The organism is Aminobacter sp. P9b, assembly GCF_045345995.1.
GTDB classification, from domain to species: Bacteria; Pseudomonadota; Alphaproteobacteria; order Rhizobiales; family Rhizobiaceae; genus Aminobacter; species Aminobacter niigataensis.
Genome location: NZ_CP150082.1, coordinates 3,252,855 through 3,268,306 on the forward strand (window position 1 = coordinate 3,252,855; position 15,452 = coordinate 3,268,306).

At 64.0% G+C, this 15,452-nt stretch carries 13 protein-coding genes and 2 pseudogenes; 14 read left to right on the top strand and 1 reads right to left on the bottom strand.

The features are described 5' to 3' along the window. Positions 1–76: 76 nt before the first annotated feature. The 7 genes and pseudogenes from rplQ to WHT83_RS16135 all read left to right on the top strand — a co-directional run bounded on the left by rplQ (position 77) and on the right by WHT83_RS16135 (position 6,258). A complete protein-coding gene (gene rplQ, locus WHT83_RS16105) occupies positions 77–505 on the top strand; it encodes a 50S ribosomal protein L17 (protein WP_108608172.1) in 429 nt (142 codons plus the stop codon). Between the two features lie 245 nt (positions 506–750). Further along, complete coding sequence (locus WHT83_RS16110) at positions 751–2,232, top strand: DegQ family serine endoprotease (RefSeq protein WP_406871730.1); 1,482 nt, start codon at positions 751–753, stop codon at positions 2,230–2,232. Between the two features lie 33 nt (positions 2,233–2,265). Next, positions 2,266–3,567, top strand: a complete 1,302-nt coding sequence (locus WHT83_RS16115; protein WP_406871731.1) for a replication-associated recombination protein A — start codon at positions 2,266–2,268, stop codon at positions 3,565–3,567. Positions 3,568–3,692: 125 nt separating this feature from the next. Continuing rightward, positions 3,693–5,031, top strand: a pseudogene (gene blh, locus WHT83_RS16120) (bifunctional sulfur transferase/dioxygenase Blh). Between the two features lie 3 nt (positions 5,032–5,034). Beyond that, positions 5,035–5,406, top strand: a complete 372-nt coding sequence (locus WHT83_RS16125; protein ID WP_183261243.1) for a helix-turn-helix transcriptional regulator — start codon at positions 5,035–5,037, stop codon at positions 5,404–5,406. Further along, positions 5,399–5,827, top strand: a complete 429-nt coding sequence (locus WHT83_RS16130) for a YeeE/YedE family protein (RefSeq protein ID WP_406871732.1) — start codon at positions 5,399–5,401, stop codon at positions 5,825–5,827. The genes WHT83_RS16125 and WHT83_RS16130 overlap by 8 nt, the downstream gene beginning before the upstream one ends. 2 nt (positions 5,828–5,829) lie before the next feature. Next, the gene (locus tag WHT83_RS16135; protein ID WP_406871733.1) at positions 5,830–6,258 is read left to right on the top strand and encodes a DUF6691 family protein; all 429 of its coding nucleotides are present in this window, start codon (positions 5,830–5,832) and stop codon (positions 6,256–6,258) included. Positions 6,259–6,295: 37 nt separating this feature from the next. Here WHT83_RS16135 and WHT83_RS16140 read toward each other — a convergent pair whose 3' ends face one another. After that, a complete protein-coding gene (locus WHT83_RS16140; protein ID WP_406871734.1) occupies positions 6,296–6,916 on the bottom strand; it encodes a class I SAM-dependent methyltransferase in 621 nt (206 codons plus the stop codon). Positions 6,917–7,188: 272 nt separating this feature from the next. Between WHT83_RS16140 and WHT83_RS16145 the strand changes: the two genes are divergently transcribed. From WHT83_RS16145 to WHT83_RS16175, 7 genes and pseudogenes are all read left to right on the top strand, one after another. Continuing rightward, on the top strand, positions 7,189–8,217 hold the full coding sequence (locus WHT83_RS16145; RefSeq protein ID WP_183261237.1) for a substrate-binding domain-containing protein: 1,029 nt from the start codon (positions 7,189–7,191) through the stop codon (positions 8,215–8,217). 88 nt (positions 8,218–8,305) lie between these two features. Then, positions 8,306–9,835, top strand: coding sequence for a sugar ABC transporter ATP-binding protein (locus WHT83_RS16150; RefSeq protein ID WP_406871735.1), 1,530 nt, complete (start codon positions 8,306–8,308; stop codon positions 9,833–9,835). Between the two features lie 31 nt (positions 9,836–9,866). Continuing rightward, positions 9,867–10,841, top strand: coding sequence for an ABC transporter permease (locus tag WHT83_RS16155; protein WP_406871736.1), 975 nt, complete (start codon positions 9,867–9,869; stop codon positions 10,839–10,841). Positions 10,842–10,855: 14 nt separating this feature from the next. Next, positions 10,856–11,821 (top strand): annotated as a pseudogene (locus WHT83_RS16160) (sugar-binding transcriptional regulator); the annotation flags it as partial. A gap of 10 nt (positions 11,822–11,831) precedes the next feature. Further along, positions 11,832–12,821, top strand: a complete 990-nt coding sequence (locus tag WHT83_RS16165; protein ID WP_406871737.1) for an aldo/keto reductase — start codon at positions 11,832–11,834, stop codon at positions 12,819–12,821. Between the two features lie 21 nt (positions 12,822–12,842). Continuing rightward, positions 12,843–14,570, top strand: coding sequence for a glycerol-3-phosphate dehydrogenase/oxidase (locus WHT83_RS16170; protein ID WP_406871738.1), 1,728 nt, complete (start codon positions 12,843–12,845; stop codon positions 14,568–14,570). Further along, entirely contained in the window at positions 14,543–15,388 is an 846-nt protein-coding gene (locus tag WHT83_RS16175) for a class I fructose-bisphosphate aldolase (RefSeq protein ID WP_406871739.1), read from the top strand. Before WHT83_RS16170 ends, WHT83_RS16175 begins: the two co-directional genes overlap by 28 nt. Positions 15,389–15,452: the final 64 nt, after the last annotated feature.

Genomic DNA, 15,452 nt, shown 5'->3' on the forward strand with positions numbered 1-15,452 from the left:
ATATTCCGGTCCGACGGCCTTGCGGAAAACCATCAGAGGCCGTGGCCTCTTGAACAACTGAAGAAGGAAAAGAGCCATGCGTCACGGTTTTAAAGGCCGTCGCTTCGCCCGCAGCGTAAGCCACCGCAAGTCCATGTTCGCCAACCTCTCGGTCTCGCTGATCGAGCACGAGCAGATCGTGACCACGCTCGAAAAGGCGAAAGACCTGCGTCCGATCGTCGAGAAGCTGGTGACGCTCGGCAAGCGCGGCGACCTGCATGCCCGCCGCCAGGTGATCGCCCAGATCGGCAACGAGAACGTCGTGAAGCGTCTGTTCGACGTCGTCGCGCCGCGTTACGCCACCCGCAACGGCGGCTACCTGCGCATCATGAAGGCTGGCTTCCGCCGCGGTGACAACGCCGCGATGGCCGTCATCGAGTTCGTCGATCGCGACACCTCGGCCAAGGGCGCAGGCGACCGCGTTCGTCTCGAAGCCGAAGCTGTCAACGAAGCTGAAGCAGCATAAGCATTCCGCATCGTGTTATGAACCGAAGGGGCCCTTGTGGCCCCTTTTGTTTTGGGTGGTGTGTCGGTCAGATCGCTGTGACGTGGTTTGCCGGGCGATGCGGGCGCACGACGCGTCGAGGTTTCAGCGGTCCTTCCGCAACCGGGGCCAACCAAGCGGAAATAACCGCTTTTCGCGCCCCTCTAGCCTTTCAATTTGCACAATCGTCGCGACAATGGCGCCAACTATGCATTGGAGGATTCGCCATGCGTGCGAAACGATATCTGTCGCTTGCGCTGTGCGCCTGGATGGCGCTTGCCGGCGGTGCGACGGCCCAGGAGGCGCCGACCACCGGGGATCCGGGCCTGTCGGATGTGCTGACGGACCTGCTGAATGGCGGCAAGGGCGGCGGGGCCGCAACGCCCGGTCCCGATCGGCGCGTGCCATTCGGACGCGAAGAGATGCAGCTGTCGTTTGCGCCGCTGGTCAAGGACACGGCGGCAGCGGTTGTCAATGTCTACGCTTCCAAGCAGGTGAAGGTGCGGTCGCCATTCGAGGGCGATCCGTTCTTCGAGCAGTTCTTCGGTCGGTCGGGTCCGCGCAACCGTTCGTCGCTCGGTTCGGGCGTTCTGGTCGACCCAAGCGGCATCGTCGTCACCAACAACCATGTCGTCCAGGATGCCGACCAGGTGAAGGTCGCGCTCTCTGACGGCCGTGAATTCACCAGCAAGGTGCTGCTCAAGGACGAGACCCTTGACCTTGCCGTGCTCAAGATCGATTCCGACAAGCCGTTCCCGACCGTCGCCATTGGCGATTCCGACGCGCTGCAGGTTGGCGATCTGGTGCTTGCCATCGGCAATCCGTTCGGCGTTGGCCAGACCACGACAAGCGGCATCGTCTCGGCCCTTGCCCGCACGCATATCGGCGTGTCCGACTCCGGTTTCTTCATCCAGACCGATGCGGCGATCAACCCGGGCAATTCGGGCGGTGCGCTGATCAACATGGGTGGCCAACTCATCGGCATCAACACGGCGATCTTCAGCCGGACCGGCGGCTCGATCGGCATTGGTTTTGCCATCCCGTCGAACATGGTGCGTGCCTTCACCGAAGCGGCCAAGGGTGGCGCCGAGTTCTTCGAGCGGCCGTTCATCGGCGCTTCGTTCGAACCGGTGACGCCGCAGATCGCAGAATCCCTTGGCATGGATCATCCCTCGGGCGCGCTAATCTCGTCGGTCGACGAGAACGGCCCCGCAGCGCGCGCCGGGCTGAAGCCTGGAGATGTGGTGTTGGCATTCAATGGCGCTGCCATCGAACACATGGAAGCCCTTGACTACCGCCTGGCCACGCAGCCGGTCGGCGGCAAGGCGACCCTTTCGGTACTGACCAAGGGCGAGGAGAAGTCGATCGAAGTTGCGCTTGAGCGTGCACCTGAGGGCACCAGTTCGAACGAGGTTCTGCTGCGCGGCCGCAGCCCGTTTGCCGGCGCCAAGGTTGCCGAATTGTCGCCGCGGCTGGCCCAGCGCCTGCGTGTCGCGACCGACACCAAGGGCGTGGCGATCGTCGGCATCGACGGTGGCTCGCCTGCGGCAGGTTTCGGCTTCCAGCTGGGCGACATCGTCCGCGAGGTCAATGGCGAGACCGTCGACACCGCTGCCAAGCTGAAGCAGCTTGCCGAGGAAGACACCCGTTGGTGGCGCTTCACCGTCGAACGCGACGGCCGCATCATGCGGCAGATGCTGCGCTATTAAGCGTGGCAGCCGGACCGCCGGGAGGCTGACGCCTTGAGTTCCCTGTTCGACGAAGCCGTTCCACGCCCGCTGGCCGAGACGCTGCGTCCGCAACGCATCGGCGAGGTCATCGGACAGGATCATCTGCTTGGTCCCGACGGCCCCATCGGCCGCATGATCAAGTCGCGAAAGGTATCCTCGTTCATTCTTTGGGGACCGCCCGGCGTCGGCAAGACGACCATCGCCCGGCTTGTCGCCAAGGAAGTCGGCCTCGATTTCGTGCAGCTGTCGGCGGTGCTTTCGGGCGTTGCCGACCTTCGTAAGGTCATCGATGCCGCCAAGCAGCTGCGCAGCGGGGCAGGGCGGCAGACAGTCGTGTTCGTCGACGAGTTGCACCGGTTCAACCGCACCACACAGGATGCCCTGCTGCCGCATGTCGAAGACGGCACCATCGTGCTGATCGGGGCGACGACCGAGAACCCGAGTTTCAGCCTGGTGGCGGCTTTGCTGTCGCGCGCCAAGGTCTACACGCTCAGGCGCTTCGAAAAGGAAGACCTCGCCATTCTGGCCGAGCGCGCGGAAGCGCATTCGGGCAGGACGCTCCCCCTCGAGCCGACCGCACGCGACACGCTGCTGACCATGGCGGATGGCGACGGGCGCTACCTGATTGGCCTCTGCGAGGAATTGCTGGCGCTGCCCGATGGCACGATGCTGGATGTGGCGGCCCTTGCCGAAGCCGTCCAGAAGCGGGCGCCGGTCTACGACAAAGGCCAGGAAGAGCACTACAATCTGCTCAGTTGTTTCCATAAGAGCCTGCGCGGCAGCGACGTGCAGGCAGCGCTCTATTGGGCAGCCCGCATGGTCATCGGCGGCGAGGACCCCGGCACCATCTTTCGCCGTCTGGCATGCGCTGCGTCCGAAGATGTCGGCATGGCGGATCCGCAGGCGATGCCGCAGGTGGTGGCCGCCTGGAGTGCTTTCGAGCGCGTCGGCTGGCCGGAAGGGCGGCTGTTCATGGCGCAGGCGATCACCTATGTGGCGACTGCGCCCAAGTCGAACGCTTCCTACATGGGCTTCAACCAGGCGATTGCACTCGCTCAGCAGACCGGGTCGCTGGCGCCGCCGAAGCACATCCTGAATGCGCCGACCAAGCTGATGAAGGAACTCGGCTACCACGAAGGCTACCGCTACGACCACGACTATCCCGACGCCTTTTCCGGGCAGGAATTCATGCCCGACGAACTGGCAGGCCCGAACCGGCCCGAATTCTACGTGCCCAACGAGCGCGGCTTCGAACGCGACGTCAAGAAGCGGCTCGACTACTGGGGCAAGCGCCGCCAGGATCGCGGCGGCTAGCAAAGGCAGAGGCCGCGGGCGAGGCGGCATCAATCTTTAGTTACAAAAAATCTATTGCAAGAAAACGCAATCATTCATATCAAATCGTGTAGCGGCCTACGCAAGCGCTTTTGATAGGATGTGTGATGAAGCAGGTTACCGACAAGCTCTGGATTTCCGGCCAGCCAACGGACGCTGATCTGGCTGTTGCTGCCCAAGCGGGCATTCGCAGGATCATCAACAACCGCCCCGAAAACGAGGAACCGACCCAACCCGGCATGGCCGAAGCCGCCGCGTTGGCAGGGCAGTTGGGTATGGACTTCGTCAATGTCCCGGTGGTGTCTGGGCGCTACACGCTGGAAGCCGTACGGGCCTTCCAGGAGGCTGTGGCCGAGGCACAGGGCCCGGTTCTCGCCCATTGCAAGGGCGGCACGCGCTCGCTGACGCTTTGGGCGATCGGCGAGGTACTCGATGGCCGGATGAAACTGACGGATATCGATGCGCTCGGCGACCGGCTGGGCACCAATCTGGCCGGGGCCAAGGATTGGCTGCGCACCAACTCCTGATGCTTTGCAAATGCACGACAACCTTGTGGGGCAGATGATGGTACAGAAACCCGAAGTCTCCGCCTTCTTCGATCCGCGCACCTTTTCCGTCCAGTATGTCGTTGCCGATCCGGCGACCAAGAAATGCGCGATCATCGACCCGGTACTCGATTTCGACGAGAAATCAGGCGCCACGGCCACCGGCAATACTGACCGTATCCTCGATTTCGTCGAGGAGCAGGGGCTGACCGTCGAGTGGGTCCTCGACACCCATCCCCACGCCGACCATTTTTCCGCGGCCCGCTATCTCAAGTCGAGGACCGGTGCACGGACAGCTATCGGCGAACGCGTCATCGACGTGCAGAAACTCTGGAAGGCCATCTACAACTGGCCGGACCTCGCCACCGACGGCTCGCAGTGGGACAAGCTGTTTGCCGAGGGCGAGACCTTCTTCATCGGCGAGCTCCCGGCAAAGGTGCTGTTCTCGCCCGGCCACACGCTGGCCTCGATCACCTATGTGGTCGGCGATGCCGCTTTCATCCACGACACGCTGTTCATGCCCGACAGCGGCACGGCACGTGCCGATTTTCCCGGTGGCAGCGCCAAACGCCTCTGGCAGTCGATCCAGCAGATTCTGTCGTTGCCCGACGAAACCAGGCTTTTTACGGGACACGACTACCAGCCGGGCGGGCGCCAGCCGCAATGGGAAAGCACCGTCGCAGAGCAAAAGGCGCGCAATACGCACATCTCCAGGCTGGCGACAGAGGCGGAATTCGTCGCGCTTCGCGAAGCCCGCGACAGGACGCTGCCGATGCCCAAACTGATCCTGCACGCGCTCCAGGTCAACATCAATGGCGGGCGCCTGCCTGAGCCCGAAGCCAATGGCAAGCGTTACCTGAAGTTCCCGCTCGACGCCCTGCAGGGCGCAAACTGGGGGTAGGACATGGCCCAGGAACCGCATCGGCCGGTTTCCGATCTGCTCGACCGCGCAGCGGAGGCATCGGAATTCCTGAAGAAGCTCGCCAATCCGAACCGGCTGATGATCGCCTGCGCACTCGTTGAAGGCGAGCGCTCGGTGCGTGAACTCGAAGATGGCCTCGGCATCAGGCAGCCGGGACTGTCGCAACAGATCGCCGAGTTGCGCGATGCCGGCCTGATCGTCGGCCGCAAGCAATCGAAATCCGTTTTCTACCGGCTCTCCGACGAGCGGGTGAGGGCTGTCGTCTCGCTGCTCTACACGCTGTTCTGCGATCCGGACGGCGAGAGCAAGCCGCGACAGGCGGCAGACCCCATCAAAAGGCAAGGATATGACTGACTTCACCCCCATAGCCTCCACCGTCGGCGGCGTCCTGATCGGGCTTTCGGCTGTGCTGCTGATGGCCTGGGAAGGGCGCATTGCCGGCATCAGCGGCATTGCCGCCCGCCTGCTGCCACCATACCTCGACGGCGCCTTGCTTTCCCGGCTCGGCTTTGTTCTCGGGCTGGTCGCCGCACCGCTGGCCTATGCCGCAATAAGCGGCACCGACGTAGTCCAGACCGTCTCGTCAAACCTGCCGCTGATGGCCCTGGCCGGACTGCTCGTTGGCTTCGGTTCGGTCTATGGCAATGGCTGCACCAGCGGCCATGGCGTCTGTGGGCTGTCGCGCCTTTCGCTGCGTTCGCTGGTGGCGACGCTCACCTTCATGGCTACTGCCTTCGCCACCGTCTTTGCCGTTCGGCACGTGCTGGGAGCCTGATCATGTCCTTTGCAGTCAATCTTCTGCTCGGCCTGCTTTTCGGCATAGGTCTTGTGGTTTCGGGAATGTCGGACCCAGCCAAGGTGCTGAACTTCCTCGACCTGTTCGGCACGTGGGATCCATCGCTTGCCTTCGTCATGGGCGGGGCGGTCATCACGGCCTTTGCAGGCTATGGAATGGTCTTCAGGCGGCCCAAGCCGCTGGCGGGCGCCTCGTTTCACGTGCCGACCAGTTCTGCCATCGACCGCAGGATCATAGTCGGTCCGGCAATTTTCGGCATTGGCTGGGGCCTTGGTGGTTTCTGCCCGGGTCCGGCCCTGACGGCGGTGAGCATGGGCGCCGTTGGCACTTATGCTTTCGTGGCGATGATGTTCCTCGGCATGTGGCTGGCACGACAGGCCGCGGCACGGCACCTTGCGGCGGCTGCCTGATTTCTGGAAATCCGCTTATCGACTCCGGGCAGGCGTGTCAGGCCCGCTTGCGGAAGGTGCTGAACTGAAAATACTGCACGCTGTCCCATGGCGTCTTGTGCTCGTGGCGGCGGCTATCGACGAGCTCGAAGCCGCCGCCTAGAAGCCTGCCGATGCTGTCGGAATCGTGCCTGACGATCGGCAGGCCGCTGCATTTCTCCGGTCCGTCGGGCGCAAAGGTGCCGATGATCGCGTGGCCGCCAGGCACCAGCGCCTGCTTGAGGGCTGACATGTAGCCCGCCTGGTCGGCCGGATCGGTCAGGAAGTGGAAGGCGGCGCGGTCGTGCCAGATATCGTAATGCCGCGCCGGCCGCCATGCGGTCGCGTCGGAGCAGATCCAGTGGACTTCGTGCGCTGCTGCGCCTAGCCGAGCCTTGTCGGCCTCAAGTGCGGCCTGCGAGATATCGAGGACGGACACATCGCCGAAACCCTGATCGAGCAGCGCGTCCACCAGATGCGAGGCGCCGCCGCCGATATCGATGATTGCCTGTCCAGGCGTAGCGCCTGCGAGCGAGAGCAGCGTCATGGACGGCTCCGGCATTTTCTGGAACCAGCTGACGTCGTCTTCCGCCTTGGTGCCGTAGATGGTGTCCCAGTGGGACTTGCGATCGTCGGTCAAGGCATGAGGCTCCACTTAACGATAGTGGCAGCCTATCCGCGGATGGGGGAGCGGCCAAGCTCTCGGGCTTGCGGTGACGGCTAAAACAGTCTTGACCTTGATGTTGGTGTGAAATATATTTCATGTGGTGAATTTTATTGACATAACGCCGCGAGGCTGCAATTCTCACTGTCACCGGGCTTCGGGAGGAAGTTCGGACAATCAATCCATACCGCACGGCATGTCAGGTGCTGGCGAAGGTTATTGATCTGGCTTCGGCCAAGGGAGGGAACTTGCGTAAATTTCTGAGCACTTTCGCGGCCGCGGCCGCGCTCTCGACCATTCTCGGTGCCGGCCATGCCCAGTCGGCCGAAAACCCGTTCAAATGCGCGCCCGGCGAAAAATACGTCATGAACGTCATGGTGTCGGGGGTCGAATACTGGTTCCCGGTATACGAGATGTTCAAGCAGGCCGGCCAGCAGTTCGGCTGCGAGACCGCCTACACCGGCACGCCGGAATATGACGTCAACAAGCAGATCGCCACCTTCGACCAGGCGCTCGCCCAGAAGCCGGCCGGCATCCTGGTGCACCCGATGAACTCCGACCCGTTCATCGAGCCGATCAACCGCGCCATCGAGCAGGGCACGGCCGTCGTCACCTTCGCCGCCGACTCGCCCAATTCCAAGCGCGTCTCCTACATCACCTCCGACAATGTCGCCGAAGGCACTTATGCCGCCGACGCGGTTGCCAAGTCGATGGACGGCAAGGGCGAATACGCCGTGCTCGAAAACCCCGGCCAGGACAATCACGACAAGCGCGTCAACGCCTTCGTCGCCCGCATGGAGGCCAAGTGGCCCGACATGAAGCTGGTCGGCCGCGCCGCCTCGAACCAGGACCCGACCAAGGCCTACCAGGCCGTACTCAGCTTGGCGCAGGCCCATCCCGACCTCGGTGCCGTGTTCATGCCGGAAGCCAATTCGGCCATCGGTGCTGCGCAGGCAGCCAAGGAAGGCGGCGGCAAGATCAAGGTGATGCTGGCCGACGTCAATGCCAAGATCCTCGACATGATCAAGGCCGGCGAGATCTTCGGCTCGGTCAACCCCAACCAGGGCATGCAGGGCTACATGGGCTTCATGCTGCTGTGGATGGCCAAGCATCCCGAACTGATCGACCCGATGAACGACGCCAAGCGCTCGGGCTTCAACCCGATGAGCGTGCCCTTCGTCGACAACGGCTTCTCCATCGTCACCGCCGACAACGCCGACGACTTCTACTGGGACAAGTACCTCAAGCGCCGCGGCACCAAGGGCATCGAGGAATAGATTTCCGCTCCCTTTCATGCCTTGCTGAAAGACGGCCGGGGCGTCCTGCCCCGGCACCGCAAAGATCACACTCCGTGAAGGTTGATTCATGTCGACGCCCATTCTCGAGATCTCAGGAGTTTCGAAGTCGTTCGGCGCCATCAAGGCCCTGACCGGTATCGATTTCTCGCTCGCGCCCGGCGAGATCCATGCACTCTGCGGAGAGAACGGTGCCGGCAAGTCGACGCTGATGAACATCATTGCCGGCGTGCTTCAACCCGACGAGGGCGAGATCCGCATCGCAGGCGAGCGCACCGTGATTGCCAATCCGGCCGCGGCCCAGCGGCTAGGCATCGCGCTCGTCCACCAGGAGATCGCGCTCTGTCCCGATGCGACGGTGGCCGAGAACATCTTCATGCCGGCGATCAACAGCCGCCGCGCCCCGCTGATGAATTTCCAGCGGCTCCATGCCGAAGCGCAAAAGGTGATGGACCTTCTGGCCCCGATCCCGGTGCGCACCAGGGTCGGCGACCTCTCCATTTCCAACCAGCAACTGGTCGAGATCGCCAAGGCGTTGACGCTCGACTGCCGCGTGCTGATCCTCGACGAGCCGACGGCGGCACTGACCGAACCGGAAGCGCAGCGCCTGTTTGCCATCGTTCGCGAACTCAGGTCGCGCGGCATTTCCATCATCTACATCAGCCACCGCATGGCCGAGATCTTCTCGCTCTGCGACCGGGTGACGGTGTTCCGCGACGGCCGCTATGTCGCCACCGACGAGATTGCTTCGACCACCCCTGACGAGGTGGTGCGCAAGATGGTCGGCCGCGAGATTGCTCAGCTCTATCCCGACAAGCTGAACGAGGCGCCTGGACGCACCTTGCTCAAGGTGTCAGGCCTGTCGGACGGCGAGCGCTGCTTCGGTGTCAGCCTCGAGCTTCGCGCCGGCGAAATCCTCGGCATCGGCGGGCTCATCGGGTCGGGCCGCAGCGAAATGGCGCAAACGATGTGCGGCCTGAGATCCGTGGCCGCTGGTGAGGTCGAGATCGACGGCCAGCCTATCAGGATTTCCTGCTATGCCGACGCGGTGAAGGCCGGCCTGGTCTATCTCTCCGAGGACCGCAAGGGTTCGGGCGTGTTCCTCGACATGTCGATCGCGGCCAATGTGTCGGCGCTCGACCTCGGCAAGCTCACAGGAAAACTCGGCCTGCTCGACCGCCGCGCCGAGACAGCGCAGGCGACAGAGCTGGCGAAGCGGCTCGGCGTGCGTATGGGTGGCGTCGGCGCTGCCGTCTCGACGCTCAGCGGCGGCAACCAGCAGAAGGTGGCCATTGCCAAGCAGCTGTCGGTTGACCCCAGGGTGATGGTGATGGACGAGCCGACGCGCGGCATCGACGTCGGCGCCAAGGCCGAAATCCATCGCCTGCTGCGCGAGCTTGCCAGTCGCGGCGTCGGCATCGTCGTCATCTCCTCGGAGATGCCCGAGCTGATTGGGCTGTGCGACCGGGTGCTCGTCGTGCGCGAGGGCAGGATCGCCGGCGAACTTGCGGCCGGCGAGCTCGGCGAAGAAGCCATCATCATGCTCGCCTCCGGCGTGCAGCCAAATTCACACAATGCCAGGGCTCAAAATGTCGCCTAGGGAAGCGGAAGCACCGATCATGACGGCTCAGATGAAAACGGAAAGCCAAGGCGCGGGCTGGAACCTTGCGCGGCTGGGTTCCATGCGTGAGGCGGGCCTGATCGTCATCATCCTGGCGCTGTGCATCGCCATGTCGTTTGCCTCGCCGCATTTCCTGACATGGGGCAACTTTCGCGCCATGCTGATGAGCTTCTCCATCGAGGGCATCGTCGTCGTCGGCATGACCATCCTCTTGATCGTCGGCGGCATCGACTTGTCGGTCGGCTCGGTCGTCGCCTTCTCGATGGTGGTGTCTGGCGCGCTGTTTCTTGCCGGGCTCGACCCGTGGACGGCGAGCCTGATCGGCATCGCCGTCAGCGCGCTCATCGGAGCCGTCATGGGCTTCTTCGTCACCGTGGTCGGGCTCAACCACTTCATCACCTCGCTGGCGGCGATGGTGATCGTGCGTGGCCTGTGCCTGATCGTCACCAAGGGCACGCCGCTGTCGCTGTTCACCCTGCCGCCGGCCTTCAAGGCCATCGGCCAGGGCAGCTTCCACGGTGTGCCCTATGTCATCATCATCTTCGTGGTGGTGGTTGCTGTGTTCGACTTCCTGCTCCGCCGGGCGACGGCTTTCCGCAAGGTTTTCTACACCGGCTCCAACGAGAAGGCGGCGCAGTATTCCGGTATCCGTACCAAGCAGGTGAAGTTCTGGGTGACCGTGCTGAGCTCGACGCTCGCCGGCTTTGCAGGCGTCATCTACATGTCCCGCTTCGGAGCGGCGACGCCGACCTTCGGCGCCGGCATGGAACTCAACATCATCGCCGCGGCCGTCATCGGCGGGGCCTCGCTCAACGGCGGTTCAGGCACCATCTTCGGCGCGATCCTGGGCATGGCGCTGTTGTCGGTGGTCACCAGCTCGCTGATCCTTCTCGACATCTCGGTTTACTGGCAGGACATGATCAAGGGCTGCATCCTTCTCGCCGCGGTCTCCATCGACCACCTGCTTCATCGCAGGAAGGCATGAGCGGGAGGCGAATGATGGCCAACGGCAATTCACGCGACGAAATCGCCAACGCGCGGCAGATGCATCAGGCGCTCGTGCTCCACTACATGGAGGGCAAGACCCAGGTGGAGATCGCCCACGAGCTCGGCATCTCGCACGCCACCGTCAACCGCCTGATCAAGCGCGGCCACCAGATGGGGCTGGTCGAGATCAGGATCAAATCGCCGATCGAACACCTCGTTGACCTCGAGGCCCGGCTGGTGGCACTCGGCGGGCTCAAGCGCGCCGTTGTCGTGCCGTCTCTCGGCGACAATCCTCAGACAGCACTACAGCGCGTCGGCGAAGCCGCGGCAACGCTACTGCAGGACACGATCAAGGACGGCGACACGATCTCCATCACCGGCGGCAAGGGTGTCTCGGCCGTGGTTGCGGGCTTGAATGGCGACCGTCAGTTCAAGGTCGAGGTCATCCCGGCGACCGGGCTTGTCCAGGGCAAGCACTACACAGACGTCAACCACGTCGCCTCGCTGATGGCCGACAAGCTCGGCGGCCGTGCCTACCAGGTGCATGCGCCGCTATTTGCCGACAGCCCCGAGCAGCGCGACATGCTGATGGGCGTAAGCTCCGTCTCCGACGTGTTCCGCAAGGCGCGCGAGGCCAATGTCGCGGTGGTCGGCATCGGCTCGATCCTGACCGACGACTCCAGCTATTACGACCTGCATCCCTCGTCGAGCACCGACCGCCAGGCCATCGAGCGGTCGGGGGCGGCGGGCGAGCTGCTGGCCCACCTTGTCGATGCCCAAGGCAGGGTCTGCGACTACAGCCTCAATCGCTGCCTGGTGTCGCTGACACTGGAAGAATTCGCCACCGTCCCGCGCACCATCGGCGTCGCCAGCGGCGCCAGCAAGGCCGCGCCGATCCTCAGCGCCATGCGCGGCAACCACCTCGAAACCATCGTCACCGATGAAGCCACGGCCCTGCAGGTCCTGGAACTCGCCGAAGGAAAAGACCATGAGCCAGCTCGTTCGCAACATCGGCCGATCGGGGATATCGGCCTCGGGCGTCGGCCTTGGCACCTGGGCGATCGGCGGCTGGATGTGGGGCGGCACCGACGAGGATGCCTCCATTGCCGCGATCCAGGCATCGATCGATGCCGGCGTGTCGCTGATCGACACAGCGCCCGCCTATGGTCTCGGACGTAGTGAGGAGATCGTCGGCAAGGCGATCCGCGGACGCCGCGACAAGGTGGTGGTCGCCACAAAGTGCGGGCTCAACTGGCACTCCGGCAAGGGCAATCACTTCTTCGACCAGGACGGGTTGCCGGTGCATCGCTATCTCGGCGCCGACGGCATCGTCTACGAGGTTGAGCAGAGCCTGCGCCGCCTCGGCACCGACCATATCGACCTCTACATCACCCACTGGCAGGATCCGACCACGCCGGTCGCCGAGACGATGGACACGCTCTTGCGGCTCAAGCAGCAGGGCAAGATCGGCGCCATCGGCGCGAGCAACGTGAATGCTGACGAGCTGAAGGCCTATATCGACGCGGGCCAGATCGACGCCATCCAGGAACGTTACTCGATGCTCGACCGCGAGATCGAGGACACGCTTCTGCCGATCACGCAGGCCAACGATGTCGCGACCCTCAGCTATTCGTCGCTGGCGCTCGGCCTGCTCTCCGGCGCTATTGATCCGAGCCGTCAATTCAGTGGCGACGACCAGCGCAAGGACAATCCGCGCTTCTCCGCGGCCAACCGGCAGAAGGTCGCAGAGCTCAAGGCGGCCATTGAGCCTGTCATCGAACGCCACACGGCGAGCATGGCGCAGGTGGTGATCGCCTGGACGCTGGCCCAGCCCGGCATCACCTTTGCACTCTGTGGCGCGCGCAATCCGGCACAGGCTCTCGACAATGCGCGGGCCGGCCAGATCAGGCTCGATGCCGACGATCTGCTCGCCCTCGATACCGCCATTTCCAGGCATCTCGTCGCCATGGACGCCTGACCGAAGGAAACCCTCCGCACCATGAATCGCAGCGAAACCATAGCCGGCCTCAAGGGCCGGAACGGCCCCGCCGTGCTTGTGATCGGCGGCGGCATCAACGGCATCAGCGTCTTCCGGGAGCTGGCGCTGCAAGGTGTCGACGTGCTTCTGGCCGAGAAGGGGGACTATTGCTCGGGGGCGAGCGCGGCCCTGTCGCGCATGGTGCATGGGGGCTTGCGTTATCTCGAGAACGGCGAGTTCAAGCTGGTGCGGGAGTCGCTTCTGGAGCGCGACAGGCTGCTCAGGAACGCCCCGCATTTCGTAGCACCATTGCCGACGACGGTGCCGATCTTCGACTTCTTCTCGGGCATCGCCAACGGCGCTTTCCGCTTTCTCGGCCTGACCCGCAGGCCGAACCGCCGCGGTGCGGTGGTCATCAAGGCGGGCCTGGCGGTCTACGACATCCTCACCGCCACGCGCCGGCTGATGCCGAAGCATGTCTTCCGCAGCCGCGCCGAGACGCTGAGGACCTGGCCGGCGATCAACCCTGATATCCGCAACTCGGCGACCTACTATGACGCCTGGGTGAGCCGGCCCGAGCGGCTGGGCGTCGAAATGCTGAACGACGCGCTGGCCGCCAATCCGGCGGCGCGGGCGCTGAACCATGCCCAGGTCGGCGGCGATGGCGACGGCGTGGTGCTGACCGACATGCTGACCGGCGAGGCGGTACGCCTCAATCCTCGGCTGATCGTCAACGCCACCGGCGGCTGGATCGACCTGACCAACGCTGGCCTCGGCGCCTCGGCGCCGACGATGATAGGCGGCACCAAGGGCTCGCATCTGGTCGTCGCCAACCGCGAGCTGCATGACGCGCTTGCCGGTCACATGATCTATTACGAGAACGAGGACGGGCGCATCTGCATCCTGTTTCCCTATCTCGGCAACGTGCTGGTGGGCTCGACCGACATACGTGTCGACGATCCCGACCAGGTGCGCTGCGAGGCTGACGAGCGCGACTACATCCTGCAGTCGCTCGCCTTCGTCTTTCCGCACCTCCGCATCGCGCCTGAGGAGATCGTCTTCCAGTTCGCCGGCGTGCGCCCGCTGCCGGCCAGCGACGACAGCTTCACCGGCCGCATCCCGCGCGACCATTTCTGTGAGGTGGTCGAGGCCAGCGGCGCGCTGCCTGAGATGCTGTGCATGATCGGGGGCAAATGGACCACATTCCGCTCGTTCGGGGCGCTTGCGGCCGACATGGCACTGGAACGTCTTGGCACGAAACGAACCAGGGATACCGAGGAGCTGGCCATCGGCGGTGGCCGTGATTTTCCTAGCGATGCCGAGCGGTGGATTTCCGAACAGGCCGCCATTTCAGGTGTTCCGCGTGCCCGCATGCGCGAGCTGTTCGAACGCTACGGCACGGATGCGGCGACGGTTGCCGACGGCCTCGGCGACGACACCATGTTGCCGGGCTGCACCTATTCGGTCGGTGAACTCGCACATCTGATCGCGCATGAGCATGTCGAGAAGCTCGACGATCTGCTGCTGCGGCGCACGACCATCGGCGTGACCGGCAAGCTCTCGTCGGGAGTGATCGAGCAGGCGCTCGACATCCTGGCCAAGGCCAAGGACTGGGGTGAGCCGCGCAGCGCGCGCGAGCGCAATGAATTTCTCGCTCTGCTGGAAAGCCGGCACGGGCTCGACGCCACGAAACTCTCAGCAAGATCCGAAAGGAGCGCCGAATGCGCATCAGCCCTAAAGTCCGCATGAACCGTCTGTTCGCCAACGGCCGGTGCCTCGACGTCGCCATCGATCATGGTGTCTGCAACGAGCCGTCCTTCCTCGACGGACTGGAAGACATTGCCGGCGTGGTCGACCAATTGGTCACGGCCCGTCCCGACGCGATCCAGATGAATTTCGGCCAGGCCGACCTGCTGCAGGAGCGCCCGGGCAAGGACAAGCCGGCGCTGGTCATGCGCATCGACATGGGCAATCCCTACAACAAGACCCGCCACCGCCACATGTGGGCTGTGCTACAGAACGAGCATGAGCCGCTGATCGGCGCATTGGCGATGGACGCCGCCTGCGTGGTGGTCAACCTGTTCATGCTGCCCGACGAACCCGACCTGTTCCGCCAGTGCGTGCAGAACATTGCGCGCGTCCGCGCCGACTGCGACAAATATGGCATGCCGCTGATGATCGAACCGCTGGCGATGCTGGCGAACTCCGAGCGCGGCGGCTACATGGTCGACGGCGATGCCGAGAAGATCGTGACGCTGACCCGGCTTGCCCGCGAGATGGGCGCCGACATCGTCAAGGCCGATCCGACGACCGAGGCTGCCGATTTCCACCGCGTCGTCGAGGCTGCGCGCTGCCCGGTGCTGGTGCGTGGTGGCGGCAAGGAGGATTTGCGCACGGTGTTCGACAAGTCGGCGGCGCTTATGGCGCAGGGCGCGCATGGCATGGTCTATGGCCGCAACATCTACCAGCATGCCAACCCGCGCGCGGTGGTGGCCGGGCTGATGGCGATCATCCACGAGGGCGCCGACGGCGCCGCCGCCTGGGACCGGTACGCCGGGGCGAATTAGCGAGCTGCTCGCAAGCGGGAAGGGGCTGAAGACATTCCAGCCAAACGGACTGAGACCCGTTCCG